16 protein-coding genes are annotated in these 15,264 nt (G+C 62.4%); 7 read left to right on the forward strand and 9 right to left on the reverse strand.

The annotated features are described in order from the left end of the window. Nucleotides 1-103: 103 nt before the first annotated feature. Nucleotides 104-1,333, reverse strand: a complete 1,230-nt coding sequence (locus tag DFR38_RS10410; protein WP_059285366.1) for a pyridoxal phosphate-dependent aminotransferase — start codon at nucleotides 1,331-1,333, stop codon at nucleotides 104-106. 247 nt (nucleotides 1,334-1,580) lie between these two features. On the opposite strand from DFR38_RS10410, the gene DFR38_RS10415 reads away from it, so the two are divergent. Beyond that, nucleotides 1,581-1,949, forward strand: coding sequence for an Mth938-like domain-containing protein (locus DFR38_RS10415; RefSeq protein ID WP_059285365.1), 369 nt, complete (start codon nucleotides 1,581-1,583; stop codon nucleotides 1,947-1,949). 32 nt (nucleotides 1,950-1,981) lie between these two features. Here DFR38_RS10415 and DFR38_RS10420 read toward each other — a convergent pair whose 3' ends face one another. After that, nucleotides 1,982-3,292 (reverse strand): NAD(P)/FAD-dependent oxidoreductase, encoded by a 1,311-nt coding sequence (locus tag DFR38_RS10420; protein ID WP_059285350.1) that lies wholly within the window; start codon nucleotides 3,290-3,292, stop codon nucleotides 1,982-1,984. A gap of 229 nt (nucleotides 3,293-3,521) precedes the next feature. Continuing rightward, nucleotides 3,522-3,881, reverse strand: a complete 360-nt coding sequence (locus DFR38_RS10425; protein WP_059285351.1) for a carboxymuconolactone decarboxylase family protein — start codon at nucleotides 3,879-3,881, stop codon at nucleotides 3,522-3,524. A gap of 133 nt (nucleotides 3,882-4,014) precedes the next feature. Here DFR38_RS10425 and DFR38_RS10430 point away from each other — a divergent pair, with 133 nt between their 5' ends. From DFR38_RS10430 to DFR38_RS10450, 5 genes are all read left to right on the forward strand, one after another. After that, nucleotides 4,015-5,424, forward strand: coding sequence for a sigma-54 interaction domain-containing protein (locus DFR38_RS10430; protein WP_280523846.1), 1,410 nt, complete (start codon nucleotides 4,015-4,017; stop codon nucleotides 5,422-5,424). A gap of 284 nt (nucleotides 5,425-5,708) precedes the next feature. Continuing rightward, on the forward strand, nucleotides 5,709-7,100 hold the full coding sequence (locus tag DFR38_RS10435) for a GntP family permease (protein ID WP_059285352.1): 1,392 nt from the start codon (nucleotides 5,709-5,711) through the stop codon (nucleotides 7,098-7,100). 54 nt (nucleotides 7,101-7,154) lie between these two features. Next, nucleotides 7,155-7,931, forward strand: coding sequence for a 3-hydroxybutyrate dehydrogenase (locus tag DFR38_RS10440; protein ID WP_059285353.1), 777 nt, complete (start codon nucleotides 7,155-7,157; stop codon nucleotides 7,929-7,931). A gap of 19 nt (nucleotides 7,932-7,950) precedes the next feature. Then, nucleotides 7,951-8,664 (forward strand): CoA transferase subunit A, encoded by a 714-nt coding sequence (locus DFR38_RS10445; protein WP_059285354.1) that lies wholly within the window; start codon nucleotides 7,951-7,953, stop codon nucleotides 8,662-8,664. Nucleotides 8,665-8,666: 2 nt separating this feature from the next. Beyond that, entirely contained in the window at nucleotides 8,667-9,347 is a 681-nt protein-coding gene (locus tag DFR38_RS10450; protein WP_059285355.1) for a CoA transferase subunit B, read from the forward strand. 120 nt (nucleotides 9,348-9,467) lie between these two features. Here DFR38_RS10450 and ubiB read toward each other — a convergent pair whose 3' ends face one another. The 6 genes from ubiB to queA form a co-directional block, all read right to left on the reverse strand. Next, nucleotides 9,468-10,994 carry a ubiquinone biosynthesis regulatory protein kinase UbiB gene (gene ubiB / locus DFR38_RS10455; RefSeq protein ID WP_059285356.1) on the reverse strand — a complete coding sequence of 509 codons (1,527 nt, stop codon included), beginning with the start codon at nucleotides 10,992-10,994 and terminating at the stop codon, nucleotides 9,468-9,470. Between the two features lie 17 nt (nucleotides 10,995-11,011). Continuing rightward, nucleotides 11,012-11,590 (reverse strand): ubiquinone biosynthesis accessory factor UbiJ, encoded by a 579-nt coding sequence (locus DFR38_RS10460; RefSeq protein WP_110313385.1) that lies wholly within the window; start codon nucleotides 11,588-11,590, stop codon nucleotides 11,012-11,014. A 31-nt stretch (nucleotides 11,591-11,621) separates the two neighbouring features. Then, a complete protein-coding gene (locus DFR38_RS10465) occupies nucleotides 11,622-12,251 on the reverse strand; it encodes a LysE family translocator (RefSeq protein WP_110313367.1) in 630 nt (209 codons plus the stop codon). A 72-nt stretch (nucleotides 12,252-12,323) separates the two neighbouring features. Beyond that, entirely contained in the window at nucleotides 12,324-13,058 is a 735-nt protein-coding gene (gene ubiE, locus DFR38_RS10470; RefSeq protein WP_059287048.1) for a bifunctional demethylmenaquinone methyltransferase/2-methoxy-6-polyprenyl-1,4-benzoquinol methylase UbiE, read from the reverse strand. A gap of 2 nt (nucleotides 13,059-13,060) precedes the next feature. Further along, a complete protein-coding gene (locus tag DFR38_RS10475) occupies nucleotides 13,061-13,432 on the reverse strand; it encodes a gamma-butyrobetaine hydroxylase family protein (protein WP_059287047.1) in 372 nt (123 codons plus the stop codon). Between the two features lie 25 nt (nucleotides 13,433-13,457). Next, entirely contained in the window at nucleotides 13,458-14,489 is a 1,032-nt protein-coding gene (gene queA, locus DFR38_RS10480; RefSeq protein WP_059287046.1) for a tRNA preQ1(34) S-adenosylmethionine ribosyltransferase-isomerase QueA, read from the reverse strand. 300 nt (nucleotides 14,490-14,789) lie between these two features. On the opposite strand from queA, the gene aroQ reads away from it, so the two are divergent. Continuing rightward, nucleotides 14,790-15,239 carry a type II 3-dehydroquinate dehydratase gene (gene aroQ, locus DFR38_RS10485; RefSeq protein ID WP_059287045.1) on the forward strand — a complete coding sequence of 150 codons (450 nt, stop codon included), beginning with the start codon at nucleotides 14,790-14,792 and terminating at the stop codon, nucleotides 15,237-15,239. Nucleotides 15,240-15,264 lie beyond the last annotated feature (25 nt).

Raw genomic sequence — 15,264 nt, forward strand, 5'->3', positions numbered from 1 at the left:
GGGCCGACGGCCTCTTGGCAAAACGGCTGTGGCCGGCTTGCCAGGAGGTCTTCAGGCAGATGACGTGGCCGACGAATGTACTCTCCGTCGGCCACGTGATGCATCAGGCGGTGCCGTGACGCTGGCGGTAACGCGCCAGGAAACGGGCAATGCGGCCTATTGCTTCGATCAGGTCATCCGAGTTAGGAAGGAATACCACGCGGAAGTGATCCGGCGCAATCCAGTTAAACCCGCTGCCCTGCACCAGCAACACTTTTTCTTCCTGCAGCAGTTCAAGGATGAACTGCTGGTCGTCACTGATGGGGTAGATTTTCGGATCAAGTCGGGGGAACAGGTACAAGGCGCCTTGCGGCTTGACGCAAGTCACCCCCGGAATGTCGGTGAGCAGCTTGTGCGCCAGATCGCGCTGGCGGGCCAGCCGGCCGCTGGGTGCCACCAGGTCGTCGATGCTCTGGTAGCCGCCCAAGGCGGTCTGGATGGCAAACTGCGCCGGCACATTGGCACACAGCCGCATCGAGGCCAGCATGTTGAGCCCCTCGATATAGTCGCGCGCGTGTTTTTTCTCGCCACACAGAATCATCCAGCCGGCGCGATAGCCACAGGCGCGGTAGTTCTTGGACAGGCCGTTGAAGGTGACCACCAGCAGGTCCGGCGCCAGCGCGGCGATGGAGGTGTGCCTGACTTCGTCGTACAGCACCTTGTCGTAGATTTCGTCGGCGTAGATGATCAGCTGGTGCTGGCGCGCCAGCTCGACAATCTGCTGCAACAGCGCCGGCGGATACACGGCACCGGTGGGATTGTTGGGGTTGATCACCACGATGGCGCGGGTATTGGGAGTGATCTTGGCACGGATGTCGTCGATATCGGGGAACCAGCCCTGCTCTTCGTCGCAGACATAATGCAGCGCCTTGCCACCGGCCAGGCTGACGGCGGCCGTCCACAGCGGATAGTCCGGTGCCGGCACCAGCACTTCGTCGCCATTGTCCAGCAGTGCCTGCATGGCCATCACGATCAGCTCGGACACGCCGTTGCCGATGATGATGTCGTCCATGCTGACATTGGGCAGGTGCTTTTCCTGGGCGTAATGCATGATGGATTTGCGCGCGGCAAACAGGCCCTTGGAATCGGAATAGCCAGAAGCGGACGGCAGGTTGACGATGACGTCTTCGATGATTTCATCCGGGGCAAAAAAACCGAATGGCGCAGGATTGCCGATATTCAGCTTGATGATGCGATGGCCTTCGTCTTCCATCTTCTTGGCATGCTCAAGCACCGGGCCACGGATGTCGTAGCAAACATTGGCGAGCTTCTGCGATTTGTGTACTGGCTGCATGGTGGCCTGTTTTTCCGTCACGGGCCGCGCCCCGGACCCTGCGGCGGTCTTGCGGCGGCGCGGTTTGTTGTCTTTCATTGGAGTCCCTTGTCTGTCCCGGCCATTGGCGACACCGTCCGGCAACGGCAGGTCAGGGTATAATCCTATCCCAAACCGTGCTGCACTGCATTACGGAGTGCGCGCATGCGCCAGCGCGCCACCAGCGCCGGCGTCAGCACCATCAATACCCTTGCAGGAAAGCGAGCCCATGAAAATGCATCAGGCCCTGGGACAGGGCAAAAACCTGTTTACCGGTTATGGCGAAGGCCATGTGCTGATCAATGCCGAACGTCACGAGGGGAATCTGATCGTGACGCCGGACAGCGTACAGCCCTGGGGTGTGGATGACTTCTCCAGCCTGGCAGAGTCACATTTCAACATGCTGCTGGATTTGCAGCCCGAGGTGGTGCTGTTCGGCTCCGGCGCCAGCCTGCGCTTTTTCCATCCGCGCCTGATGGCCGCACTGGTCAATGCCGGCATCGGCGTGGATGTGATGGATACCCAGGCCGCCTGCCGCACCTTCAATATCCTGATGGCAGAAGACCGACGCGTGGTGGCCGCCATTCTGGCGATCTGAACCGGCACGGGCAGCACGGCCGCGAGGCGGATTTAATGCAGCTTGAGCGCTGGCTGCGCGCTTTGCCGCAGCTTGTCACCCAGATACAGCAAACCGGCCAGACGCCAGCCATACAGCACCGCCTGATGCTGACGGTACAGACCGTTGTAGATCAGCCTGGCACCACGCCCTTCGACAAGATATTGGCGCTTGGACCCGGCCAGCAGATTACCCACCGCACCCTGCTGGCCCAGCGACACCAGCATTCCCTTGGGATGGAAAACAAAGGCCGGTCCCTGGCCGCCTTGCAGTTGCAATTGCAGGGTTTGCGCCAGCCAGCGCGCTTGCTGATGCGCCACCTGGGCAGTGGCGGGCAAGGGATGGCTGCCATGGCTGTCTGGTGCGGCAGCACAATCTCCGATGGCGTAAATATGCTGACTACCCTGGCAGCGCAAATACTCATCCACCATCAGTTGCTTGCTGCGTGTGGTGCGCAAGCCATCCAGCCCGGCCAGCCAGTCTGGCGCCTTGACCCCGGCGGCCCAGACGATGAGGTCGGCGGCGATTTCCTTGCCACCTTGCAGCACCACCCTGTCTGACTGCACTTGGGCCACGCGGCTGCTGGTCATCACCGTGATATGGCTGGCGCTCAGTTGCTGCTCGGCATAGGCCGACAATGCCGGTGTGCCGGCTTGCAACAAACGCTCGGCACCCTCGATGACATAGATTTTCACCCGCTCCGGCTGCAGATTGGCGCCATACAAATGCAGCTCGAACAGGGCGCGATGCAGCTCTGCCGCCAGCTCAACCCCCGTGGCGCCACCGCCAATAATGGCAATCTGCAGTGTGCTGTCAGCGTCAGCGGCATTGGCACAGCGGAATGCCAGCTCCAGCACGCGCTGGCGCAGCTGCTTGGCATCGGCTGCGTTATTCAGCTGCATGGCGTATTGCGCGACCCCTGGAGTGCCAAAATCATTGGTTTCGGCGCCCACAGCCAATACCAGATAGTCGTAGTGGACTTCGCGCTCAGCGCTGAGCAGCTTGCCCGCTTCGTCCAGCACGGCGGCCAGCTGCACGCAGCGCCGCTGCTGATCCAGTGCCTGCATGCGGCCATATTCAAAGACATAGCCATTGCGGTAGCCATGCGCAAAATAATTGACCTCGTCCATGCCGGTATTGAGTGCGCCACTGACCACTTCGTGCAGCAGGGGTTTCCAGATATGCGCTGGCGCGCTGTCGATCAGCATGATGCGTGCTGCCTGCCGTTTTCCCAGGGTGCGCCCCAGACGGGTGGCAAGCTCCAGGCCGCCGGCACCGCCGCCAACGATGACAATGGTGGGTAAAGCAGAGTGTTGGCTCGTCATGTATTTTCCTGCGGTAGAAATTGAAAGCCATGCGCGATGTCATGGGCAAGATGCGATCTGCCATCCATGCAGATCGCGCTGTAGCATATTTGCCATGACTGCGGGCACCTACCGGCCATCTGGCCGGGCACTACCGGCTGGCTTATTCAGCAGAACACATGAAAAGGCCCCGCAAGCGGGGCCAGTTCCAGACGACAACACCCTTGGCATGCCGCACACCAGTCAGCCATCAGGCATGAGCGGCCGCTTCGCCACCAAACTCTTCAAAAGCCTGCAGCGCCTCTGCCGCCGTCATCAGCGACGGTCCGCCGCCCATGTACACCGCCACTTGCAGCATTTCCATGAACTCGGCGCGGCTGCAACCCAGCTCCACCAGCGCCTTGCTATGGAAGGCCAGACAGCCCTGGCAACGGCTGGCGATGCCGATGGCCAGCGCGATCAGCTCCTTGGTCTTGTTGGACAGCGCGCCATCGGCATGGGCGGCGCGGCTCATCTGGCCGAAGCCCTTCATGGTTTCAGGTATTTCGCGGCGGAAGTCGGCCAGCTTGCTGCCCAGATCGCGGGCCAGTGCGGTGTAATCATGACTCATGGAAAGCTCCTCAGCTGTTTTGCATGATTTATATTATATATTTTTATATAATATTGCAAGCCGACCAAGCAGCTTGGCGATGCGCCCGGCCTGCGTGGTAATCTGCCGCATCCACCTTGGCCAAGGACAGACCGTGCCCCACTCCGCTTCCGAACTGGCAGATTATGATCACGTCCGGCAATGGGCGATGCAGTCGCTGTTCCAGCATATGGACGATCTCTACCAGGGCACGGTAATCGTGGACGAGCAGGCGCGCATCATCTGGATCAATGCCCGCTATGCCGGGCGCTTCGGCTTTGCCGACCCGCAAAGCGCACTGGGCCAGCCAGTGGAAAACGTCATTCCCAATAGCCAGATGCGCGAGGTGCTGCGCACCGGCGAACCCATGCTGCTGGACATCATGCCCACCGGCGACGACCAGCTGGTGGTCACCCGCCTGCCGCTGAAGGATGCAAGCGGCCGTACGGTGGGCGCGGTCGGCTTTGCCCTGTTCGACCAGATCCAGTCACTGGCGCCGCTGGTGGCCAAATTCACCCGGCTGGCCGAGGAACTGGCCGCCACCCGCGAATCGCTGGCGCAGGCACGCCGTGCCAAATACAGCTTTGAACATTTTGTCGGCGACAGCCCGCTGATCAGCGAGGTCAAGCGCCAGGCGCGGCTGGCGGCACCGCTGGAAGGGGCAGTGTTGTTGCTGGGCGAAACCGGCACCGGCAAGGAAGTGCTGGCTCACGCCATTCACGCTGCCTCGCCACGGGCAGGCAAGCCGCTGGTCAGCCTGAACATGGCGGCCATTCCCGACACCCTGCTGGAAGCCGAGTTGTTTGGTGCCAGCGCCGGCGCCTATACCGGGGCGGACAAGAAAGGTCGCAGCGGCAAGCTGCAACTGGCCGATGGCGGCACGCTGTTTCTGGATGAAATCGGCGACATGCCGGCCGCACTGCAGGCCAAGCTGCTGCGGGTATTGCAGGACAAGGAGTTCGAACAGCTGGGCTCCAACCGCGTGCTGCGCGCGGATATCCGCATCATTGCCGCCACCTCGGCCCGGCTGGAAGAAAAAGTCAGCGCCGGCAGCTTCCGCGCCGATCTCTACTACCGGCTGAATGTACTGACCATCCAGCTGCCGCCGCTGCGCGCCCATCTGCAGGATTTGCCCGTGCTGTGCGAATCGCTGCTGCTGCAACTGGCACAGCGCGGCCACATGGGGCGCTGCCAGCTGACCGCGGCGGCCCTGCAGCGGCTGGCCGCCTACCACTGGCCGGGCAATGTGCGCGAGCTGCGCAATATTCTGGAGCGGGCCAGCATGCTCAGCCAGGGCGACATGCTGGACGAAGCCGACATCAGCAGCCTGCTCGGCCCCTTGCCTGCCGGGCAGCAGGATGGCGGCGACTATCAGCAGCACATGGCGCGTTTCGAGGCGCAATTGCTGCGGCAGGCACTGGCCAGCGCCGCCGGCCATGTGCCGACAGCCGCCCGCCAGCTGGGCATGGGCCGCGCCACCCTGTACAAGAAGCTGGCGGCGCTGGGCATCCGCACCTCCCCCTGAGGGGTCGTCCGGGCTCGTCTCCAAACAGAGACGGCGTCCACCGGACGAGACAGCCAGCGCACACCCCGCCAACAGCGGCCCGGATAGGGGCCGCCAGCGCCATAGCGTCTCCAAACAGAGACAGCAAGCCCTCACCGCCAGCACAAATCACAGCAAGTGATTGATTTTATTCAGTCATCAATTCAGGCACGCTTCCTGCTGTTATCCCGTTCAGGGACCTGGCCATGCGTCAGGTCCACACAAGGGCCCCGCAGTGGGCCGCACAACAATAGAGGAGATGCACCATGAGTTTTATCGTGGTTTTGCTGGCACTGTTCTTCCTGATGCTGGCCGCCTACCGCGGCTATAGCGTCATCCTGATGGCCCCGCTGGCGGCACTGGGTGCCGTGCTGCTGACCGACCCCTCGGCCGTGGCGCCTGCCTTCAGCGGGCTGTTCATGGACAAGATGGTGGGCTTCGTCAAACTGTACTTTCCGGTATTCCTGCTCGGTTCGGTGTTTGGCAAGCTGGTGGAGCTGTCCGGCTTTTCCAAATCCATTGTCGCCGCCGTCATCCGCTTTATCGGCGAGAAACGCGCCATCGCCGTCATCGTCGCCGTGTGCGCGCTGCTGACTTATGGCGGGGTTTCGCTGTTTGTGGTGGTGTTCGCCGTCTATCCCTTTGCCGCCGAGATGTTCCGCCAGAGCAATATTCCCAAGCGGCTGATTCCCGGCACCGTGGCGCTGGGCGCCTTTTCCTTCACCATGGATGCGCTACCGGGTACCCCGCAGATCCAGAACATCATCCCCACGACATTCTTCAAGACCACGGCCTGGGCCGCGCCGGCGCTGGGTGTGGTGGGCGCGCTGTTCATCACCATCGTCGGCCTCACTTATCTGGAATGGCGCCGCCGCAGCCTGATGGCCAAGGGCGAAGGCTATGGCACCGACTTGCGCAACGAGCCGGAACAGATCGACACCAGCAATCTGCCCTCGCCCTGGCTGGCCATTGCCCCCTTGCTATTGATCGGCATCAGCAACTTTGCCTTCACCCGCTGGATTCCGGCCTGGTATGGCGCCAGCCACGAGCTGAAACTGGCCGGCATGGCCAAGCCGGTCACCACGCAGATCTCCACCGTCACCGCCATCTGGTCGGTGGAAGCCGCCCTGCTGCTGGGCATTGCCTTTGTGGTGCTGACCGCCTGGCCCGCCATCCGCGAGAAGTTTGCCGAAGGCAGCAAGGGCGCGATTGCCGGGGCCATGCTGGCGGCGATGAACACCGCCTCGGAATACGGCTTTGGTGCGGTGATTGCCGCCCTGCCCGGCTTTATGGTGATTGCGCATGCCTTGCAGAACATTCCCAACCCGCTGGTCAATGCCGCCGTCACCGTCAGCACGCTGGCCGGCGTGACTGGTTCGGCCTCCGGCGGCATGAGCATTGCGCTGGCCGCCATGGGCGAGCAGTTCATCAGCGCCTGCCAGGCTGCCGGCATTCCGCTGGAAGTGCTGCACCGGGTAGTCGCCATGGCCAGTGGCGGCATGGACACCCTGCCGCATAACGGCGCAGTGATCACCCTGCTGGCGGTCACCGGCCTCACCCACCGCGAGGCTTACCGCGACATCTTTGCCGTCACCCTGATCAAGACGCTGGCGGTGTTCTTCGTGATTACCGTGTTCTATCTCACCGGTCTTGTGTAAACCCATCCATCACAGCGGCCCCGCCCTGCGGCGGGGCCTGACAGGATAAGCATCATGACTTCACTGGCAGGAAAAACCGCGCTGGTTACCGGCTCCACCAGCGGCATTGGTCTGGGCATTGCCCAGGCGCTGGCCGAGGCCGGCGCCAATATCGTGCTCAACGGCTTTGGCGATATTGAAGCGGCACTGGCCCACATCCGCACCACCGGCGTGCGGGCCTGGCATAACCCGGCAGATTTGTCCGACCCGGCCCAGATCGACGCATTGTGCGCCTTTGCCGCACACGAAACCGGCGGCGTGGACATTCTGGTCAACAATGCCGGCATCCAGCATGTGGCGCCCATCGAGACCTTTCCCCCGGCGCAATGGGACAAGGTGCTGGCCATCAATCTGAGCGCGGTGTTCCACACCAGCCGCCTGCTGTTGCCGCTGATGCGCCAGCGCGGCTGGGGCCGCATCATCAATATCGCCTCTACCCATGGCCTGGTGGCCTCCAGCGGCAAATCCGCCTATGTAGCCGCCAAGCACGGCGTGCTGGGCCTGACCAAGACCGTGGCGCTGGAAACCGCCCACAGCCCCGTCACCTGCAATGCCATTTGTCCGGGCTGGGTGCTCACCCCGCTGGTGGCACAGCAGATAGCCGACCGTGCCAAAGCGCAGGGCATCAGCCCTGAGCAGGCCCAGCGCGACTTGCTGGCCGAGAAACAACCCTCCGGCCAGTTTGTCACGCCGCAGCAACTGGGCGCGCTGGCGGTGTTTCTGTGCAGTCCGGCGGCCGACGAAGTACGCGGCGCCACCTGGGCCATGGATGGCGGCTGGACCGCCCAATAAGCAAAGCAAGGACCATGCAATGAACAAGCTTTACCCGGATGCCGCCAGCGCGCTGGCGGACATTGTGGCCGACGGCCAGACCATCGCCGTGGGCGGCTTTGGCCTGTGCGGCATCCCCGAGGCGCTGATCGCCGCGCTGCGCGACAGCGGCGTGCGCAATCTCACCGCCATTTCCAATAATGCCGGGGTGGACGGCTTTGGCCTGGGCCAGCTGCTCAATACCCGGCAGATCCGCAAGATGATTGCCTCCTATGTGGGAGAGAACAAGGAATTCGAACGCCAGTACCTGAGCGGCGAGCTGGAGCTGGAATTCACCCCGCAAGGCACGCTGGCGGAAAAACTGCGCGCCGGCGGCAGCGGCATTCCGGCCTTTTTCACCCGCACCGGCTACGGCACGCTGGTGGCCGAGGGCAAGGAAGTGCGCGAATTCAACGGCCTGCCGCATATCCTGGAGCAGGCGTTGCAGGCCGATGTGGCGCTGGTCAAGGCCTGGAAGGCCGACCGCGCCGGTAATCTGCTTTACCGCCGTACCGCGCGCAATTTCAATCCCAATGTCGCCATGGCCGGACGCATCACCGTGGCCGAGGTAGAAGAGATCGTGGAAAACGGCATGCTGGACCCGGACGCCATCCACACCCCCGGCATTTTCGTGCAGCGACTGGTGCTCAATCTCCATCCCGAAAAACGCATCGAGCAGCGCACCGTGCGCGCTGCCAGTCTGGCGGAGGCATAAGCATGGCCTGGACCCGAGAACAAATGGCCGCCCGTGCGGCACAGGAATTGCAGGACGGCTTTTATGTCAATCTGGGCATTGGCCTGCCCACGCTGGTGGCCAATCATGTGCCCGCCGGCATGGAGGTATGGCTGCAGTCGGAAAACGGCCTGCTGGGCATCGGCCCGTTTCCGACCGCAGACGAGATAGACCCGGACCTGATCAACGCCGGCAAGCAGACCATCACCACCCTGCCCGGCTCGGCCATTTTCAGCTCGGCCGACTCCTTCGGCATGATTCGCGGCGGCAAGATCGATCTGGCCATTCTGGGGGCGATGCAGGTGAGCCAGCGTGGCGATCTGGCGAACTGGATGATTCCCGGCAAGATGGTCAAGGGCATGGGCGGCGCGATGGACCTGGTGGCTGGCGTCGGCAAGGTGGTGGTGCTGATGGAACATACCGCCAAGAAAAAGGACGGCAGCGAAGAAGCCAAGCTGCTGGAGCGCTGCACCCTGCCGCTGACCGGCGTGGGGGTGGTCAGCCTGATCATCACCGACCTGGGGGTGATCCGGGTGGAGGCCGACGGCCTGCATCTGCAGGAGCTGGCGCCGGGTGTCAGCCTGCATGACATCTGCTCGCGCACCGCTGCGCCGCTGAAGCTGTCGGCCATGGTCAGCAGCGGACAGCCCGCCTTGGCCTGCTGAGCGGTATCAGCCGCGCCAGGCGACCGGCGCAGAAAAAAAGCACGCCGTCGGCAAAACGGGCGTGCTTTTTCTTGGCTGGAACGGCGGGCAACAGCGCCGCAGGAGCTTGCTGAGTGGCGCTTACAACAAGGACTTGGCCAGCAAGACCGTCAGCAGGATGGCAATCAGCGTCAGCAGGAAGTTCTGCCGTTTCTGCTCACGCATCAGCTGGATATAGCCTTCCACCAGCAGATCGCTCTTGGCCGCCGACAGCGCCTCGTTCAGCTTGCGCGGCAGCGTGGGCAGGGTGGTGGCCCATTGCGGAGCCTCCTGCTTGAGCGTGCGCAACATGCCGCGCCAGCCCATCTGCTCGTTCATCCACTTGGTAAGGAAGGGCTTGGCGGTGACCCACAAGTCCAGATTGGGGTCCAGCTGGCGGCCCAGGCCCTCGATATTGAGCAGGGTTTTCTGCAGCAATACCAACTGCGGCTGGATTTCCACATTGAAGCGACGGCTGGTTTCAAACAGGCGCAGCAGCACCAGACCGAAGGAAATCTCCGACAAGGGCTTTTCGAAAATCGGCTCGCACACCGTGCGTACCGCCGCCTCCAGCTCCTCGGCGCGGGTTTCTTTCGGCACCCAGCCGGATTCGATATGCGCGGTGGCCACGCGGTGGTAATCGCGATTGAAGAAGGCCAGGAAATTCACTGCCAGATAATGCTTGTCCTCGTCGGTGAGGCTGCCGACGATGCCGAAGTCCAGCGCGATATAACGGCCATCCTCCGCCACGAAGATATTGCCCGGATGCATGTCGGCATGGAAAAAGCCGTGACGGAACACCTGGGTAAAGAAGATCTCCACGCCAAAGCGCGACAGCTTGCTCAAGTCCACACCCTGCTCGCGCAGGCGCTCGATCTGCCCCACCGGCGTGCCATGCATCCACTCCAGCGTCAGTACCTGACGGTTGGTGTAGTCGTAAAACACTTCCGGCACGATCAGCATGTCCGAACCGATAAAGTTGCGGCGCAGCTGCGAGGCATTGGCCGCCTCGTGCATCATGTCCAGTTCGTCGTGCAGGTATTTGTCGAACTCGGCCACCACCTCGCGCGGCTTCAGCCGTTTGCCGTCGATGAAGAAGCGCTCCACCCAGCGGGCCAGCGTGGCCATCAAGGCCAGGTCCTGCTCGATCACCGGCTGGATGCCGGGACGCAATACCTTGACCGCCACTTCGCGGCCACGGCTGCCATCCGGCTGTTTCAGCCAGGCCTTGTGCACCTGTGCCACCGAAGCACTGGCCACCGGGGTGATCTCAAAATCCACATACAGGTTTTCCACCGGCTGGCCAAAGCTCTGTTCGATCACCTGCCGCGCCAGTGCGCCGTCAAACGGGGCCACGCGGTCCTGCAACTGCGCCAGCGCGTCGGCATAGTCCGGCGGCAGCAGATCGCGCCGGGTGGACAATACCTGGCCGAACTTGACGAAAATCGGCCCCAGGCTTTCCAGCGCCAGCCGGACACGCTCGGGCAGCGGTGCGCTGACATCACGCGGCAGCGGACACAGCTTCAGCAGCGTATGGACAAAACCCAGCCGCGAATGGCCTTCGAAAAAATCATCCAGACCATAACGGTACAGCGTGGAAACAATCTTGAAAAAACGCGAAATCCGCATAATGACCGGGCTAGCCCTTATTCCTTTGGTTTCACCAGCGCCGCTTCCAGCCGCGCCAGTCTTTTTTCGCTACGCGCCACATCGTCACGCAGGCTGTCCACGGCGGCCACAAAGCCGCCCACCGCCTGACGGCTGGCCAGCATGGGCGCTTCTTCGCGCAGGTGCTCCACCCAGTTTTCCAGCAGGCGCCAGGCAATTTCGCCCTTGAAGCCGAGCGAGGCGCGTGCCACGCGCTGCAAGCGGTGGGCCGCCGCATCGCCCATCACCCGCGACAGGTCTTCGCCGGCATCCCAGCGCAGCCGCGCAATCAGCCGGCCGATGGCCGCGGCCAGCTCGGCGTCGCCTTCCAGGCTGACATCGCTCAGCGCCGGGTCGCGACCGCTCACCGCCGCCAGCGCGGCGGCATGCTGCAAGCGGATGGTGGCCTCCGGCTCGCCGGCGCAGGCGGCCAGCCAGCCTTCATCGGTAATCACCCCGCGCACCGTCAGCGGAGCCAGCACGATGCCGACACGACGGCCGGCGTGGGCCGCCAGCTCGGCCCGCACGGCAGGCTGCTGGTTCAGCAGATGATTGAATACGGCAATCTGGATACGCATCAGCAATGCTCCACAAACAAGCGGCCCGGCTTCAGGGTTTCAAGCGGGCAAACAAGAGATTGATACCCAGCAGGATAAACAGGCCGCCACACAGCTGGTCCAGCCGCTGCGCCACACCCTTGCGCCGCAGCCACTCACCCAGCCGCGCCGACAGCAAGGCCAGCGCCGCACACCACAGCAGGCCGGTTGCCACGAAGGTAAGGCCAAGAATCACAAAGGACACGGCAGTGGCCCCCGGTTTGACGAACTGCGGCAGAAAAGCAAGGAAGAACAGCGCCACCTTGGGATTGAACAGATTGGTGAAAAAAGCCTCGCGCAGGATCTTGCCGGGCCGTGCGGCTTGCAGCCGGGCGGCATCGCCAGCCACGCTGCTGCCGGGCTGGCGCAGCATCTTCACACCCAGGTACAGCAAATAGCCCGCGCCCAGCAGCTTGACCGCCAGAAAGGCCATGGCCGAGGCGGCCAGCAGCGCCGACAGGCCAAAGGCCGCCAGCAGGGTATGGCCAACACTGCCCAGGCCGATGCCCAGGGCCGACAGCAGGCCGACACGACTGCCCTGGGCCGTGCTGCGCCCCAGAATGTAAAAGGTGTCCGGGCCGGGCGTCAGGTTGAGCAACAAGCCTGCCGCCATGAAGGCCCACAGATTGGTGATGCCATCCATGGCGCTTTCCTTGTCATTGCCTTGCTCTGGCGAGCGGGGGAGCGCTGCCCGCGGGCAGCCTCCGCTGCCGGATCAGAGTTTGTAGCCCTTGTGCAGCGCTACCACGCCGCCGGTCATATTGTGATAGTCCACCTTGCCGAAGCCGGCTTCCTGCATCATGGCTTTCAGGGTTTCCTGGTCCGGATGCATGCGGATGGATTCGGCCAGATACTGGTAGCTGTCGGCATCGCCGGCCACCATCTTGCCCATCACCGGCAGCGCCTTGAAGGAGTAGAAGTCATAGAAGGGCGACAGCGGTTTCCAAACCTTGGAAAATTCCAGCACCATCAGCTTGCCGCCCGGCTTGAGCACGCGGCACATTTCTTTCAGCGCGGCGTCCTTGTGCGTCATGTTGCGCAGGCCAAAGGCCACCGACACCGCATCGAAGTAGTTGTCCGGGAACGGCAGCTTTTCCGCATCGGCCAGCGATACCGGCAGGATCAGGCCCTCGTCCAGCAGGCGGTCACGGCCCACGGTCAGCATGGAGCTGTTGATGTCGGTCAGCCACACTTCGCCCTTCTTGCCCACGCGCTTGGACCAGCCACGCGCCAGGTCGCCGGTGCCACCGGCGATGTCCAGCACCTTGTCGCCGGGCTTGACGCCGGAGGTGGTGAGGGTGAAATGCTTCCACACGCGATGCAGGCCACCGGACATCAGGTCGTTCATCACGTCGTACTTCTTGGCTACCGAGTGGAAAACTTCGGCCACCTTGCCGGCTTTTTCACTCTCGGCCACCGTCTTGAAGCCAAAATGCGTTTCTTGATCCATATTCACTCCCTGCTCGCGCCTGCGGCGGCGAGGCGATTCAGATAATCCTGCCAGTATGCCTGTTGCTGCGCACCCAGCTCGTAAAGATAAGTCCAGCTGTAGAGGCCGCTGTCGTGGCCATCATCAAAAGTGATCTTCAAGGCGTAGTGGCCCACCGGCTCCAGCGCGGTGATGCCGACATGGCGCTTGCCCACCTGCAGCACTTCCTGACCGGCACCGTGGCCACGTACCTCGGCCGAGGGCGAATATACCCGCAGATATTCGGCCGGCAGCTGGAAGCACGCACCATCATCAAAGCTGATTTCCAGCGTACGCGAAACGGCGTGCAGGGTGATTTCCTGCACCTGGGCACTATTGGGACTGATTCCTGCCATGTCTGCCTCGTCGTGTAATGGGGCCTTAGCCCTGCTCGTCCTTGCGCTCCAGCAACATGGCATCGCCATAGCTGAAGAAGCGGTATTCCTGCTGCACCGCATGGGCGTAGGCCGCACGCATTTCCGCATAGCCGGCAAAGGCCGACACCAGCATCAGCAAGGTGGATTTGGGCAGGTGGAAATTGGTCAGCAAACGGTCCACCACGCGGAAACGATAACCCGGCGTGATGAAGATGTCGGTTTCGCCACGACCAGCCAGCAGTTCGCCACTGCGTGCGGCGGATTCCAGTGCGCGCATGCTGGTGGTGCCCACCGCCAGTACCTTGTTGCCACGGGCATGGGCGGCCTGGATCAGCTCGTAAGTGCGTTGCGGCACATCGTAGATTTCGCTGTGCATCTTGTGATCGGCAATGTTTTCCACCCGCACCGGCTGGAAGGTGCCTGCGCCCACATGCAGGGTGACATAGGCCAGCTCCACGCCCTTGGCCTGCAAGGCCGCCAGCATGTCTTCGGTAAAGTGCAGGCCGGCGGTGGGTGCTGCCACCGCGCCCTGTTCACGGGCATAGACGGTCTGGTAGCGCTCGTCGTCATCGCCTTCGGCACTTCTCTCTATATAGGGAGGCAGTGGCAGCTTGCCCGAGGCTTCCAGAATGTCGAAGACATTGTCTTCGGCCAGAAAGCGCAGCTTGAACAGCGCGTCGTCGCGCTCGACCATTTCCGCTTCCCAGCGTTCGGCAAAAATCAGCCGCGTGCCGGGCTTGGGCGATTTGGAAGAGCGCACATGAGCCAGCACGGTATGGGCATCCAGCACGCGCTCGACCAGGGCTTCTATCTTGCCGCCGCTGGCTTTTTCGCCAAATAGCCTGGCCTTGATGACGCGGGTATCGTTGAATACCATCACGTCACCGGCGCTGACGTGGGCGGCAAAATCGGCAAACTGCCCGTCGCTCAGGCTAGTGCCGGCAACATGCAGCAAACGGCTGGCACCGCGCACCGCGGGCGGATGCTGGGCAATCAGGTGTTCTGGCAGGTGGTAATCGAAATCAGACAGCAGCATGGCGTGAAGCTCGAATCAAAACCGGCAAATTATACCCGCGCCAGCCAGCCCCGGCACGGACTTGTTCTGCCAGACGCCGAATTTGAGCTTGATCAAGAGTGTGGCGCAAGGAACTGTAAAAAATTTGCCACCGTTTAAAATGCGGTTCACTGTAGTGCATTCGCTCGAAATGGCGGGCTTTCCGGCCAAATCCGGCGCAGCGGCCAAACATCAAACAACCGTTTGAAATACTGGAAAAGCTAGACATCGTGTCGCCATTTGCGGCAAACTCGCGCCCATGTTGAACTCAGGAGCAAAGCTTTGACCGGAAAAATCCTTGTGCTGCACGGCCCCAACCTCAATCTGCTCGGAACACGGGAACCACAGCACTATGGCCGGGATACGCTTGCCTCCATCAACCAGCGGCTGACCGAACAGGCCAGCGCCGCCGGTTTCGAGCTTGAGGCGCTGCAAAGCAACGCCGAACACCTCTTGATTGACCGCGTCCACGCCTGCATGACAGACGGAACGTCGTTCATCATCATCAATCCAGCGGCCTTCACCCACACCAGCGTTGCCCTGCGTGACGCCATTTCCGGGGTGAAGGTGCCATTCATAGAAGTCCACCTGTCCAACGTCCACGCCCGTGAACCCTTCCGCCAGCATTCGTATTTTTCCGATCTGGCGGTCGGCGTGATCTGCGGCCTGGGCGCGCAGGGCTATGAGCTGGCACTTGCGCACGCCATCCGGCGTCTGTCCGCGCAAGCCTGAGCATAATAAAGTACATCCCATCCGA

Source organism: Aquitalea magnusonii, from assembly GCF_003202035.1.
Classification (GTDB): domain Bacteria; phylum Pseudomonadota; class Gammaproteobacteria; order Burkholderiales; family Chromobacteriaceae; genus Aquitalea; species Aquitalea magnusonii.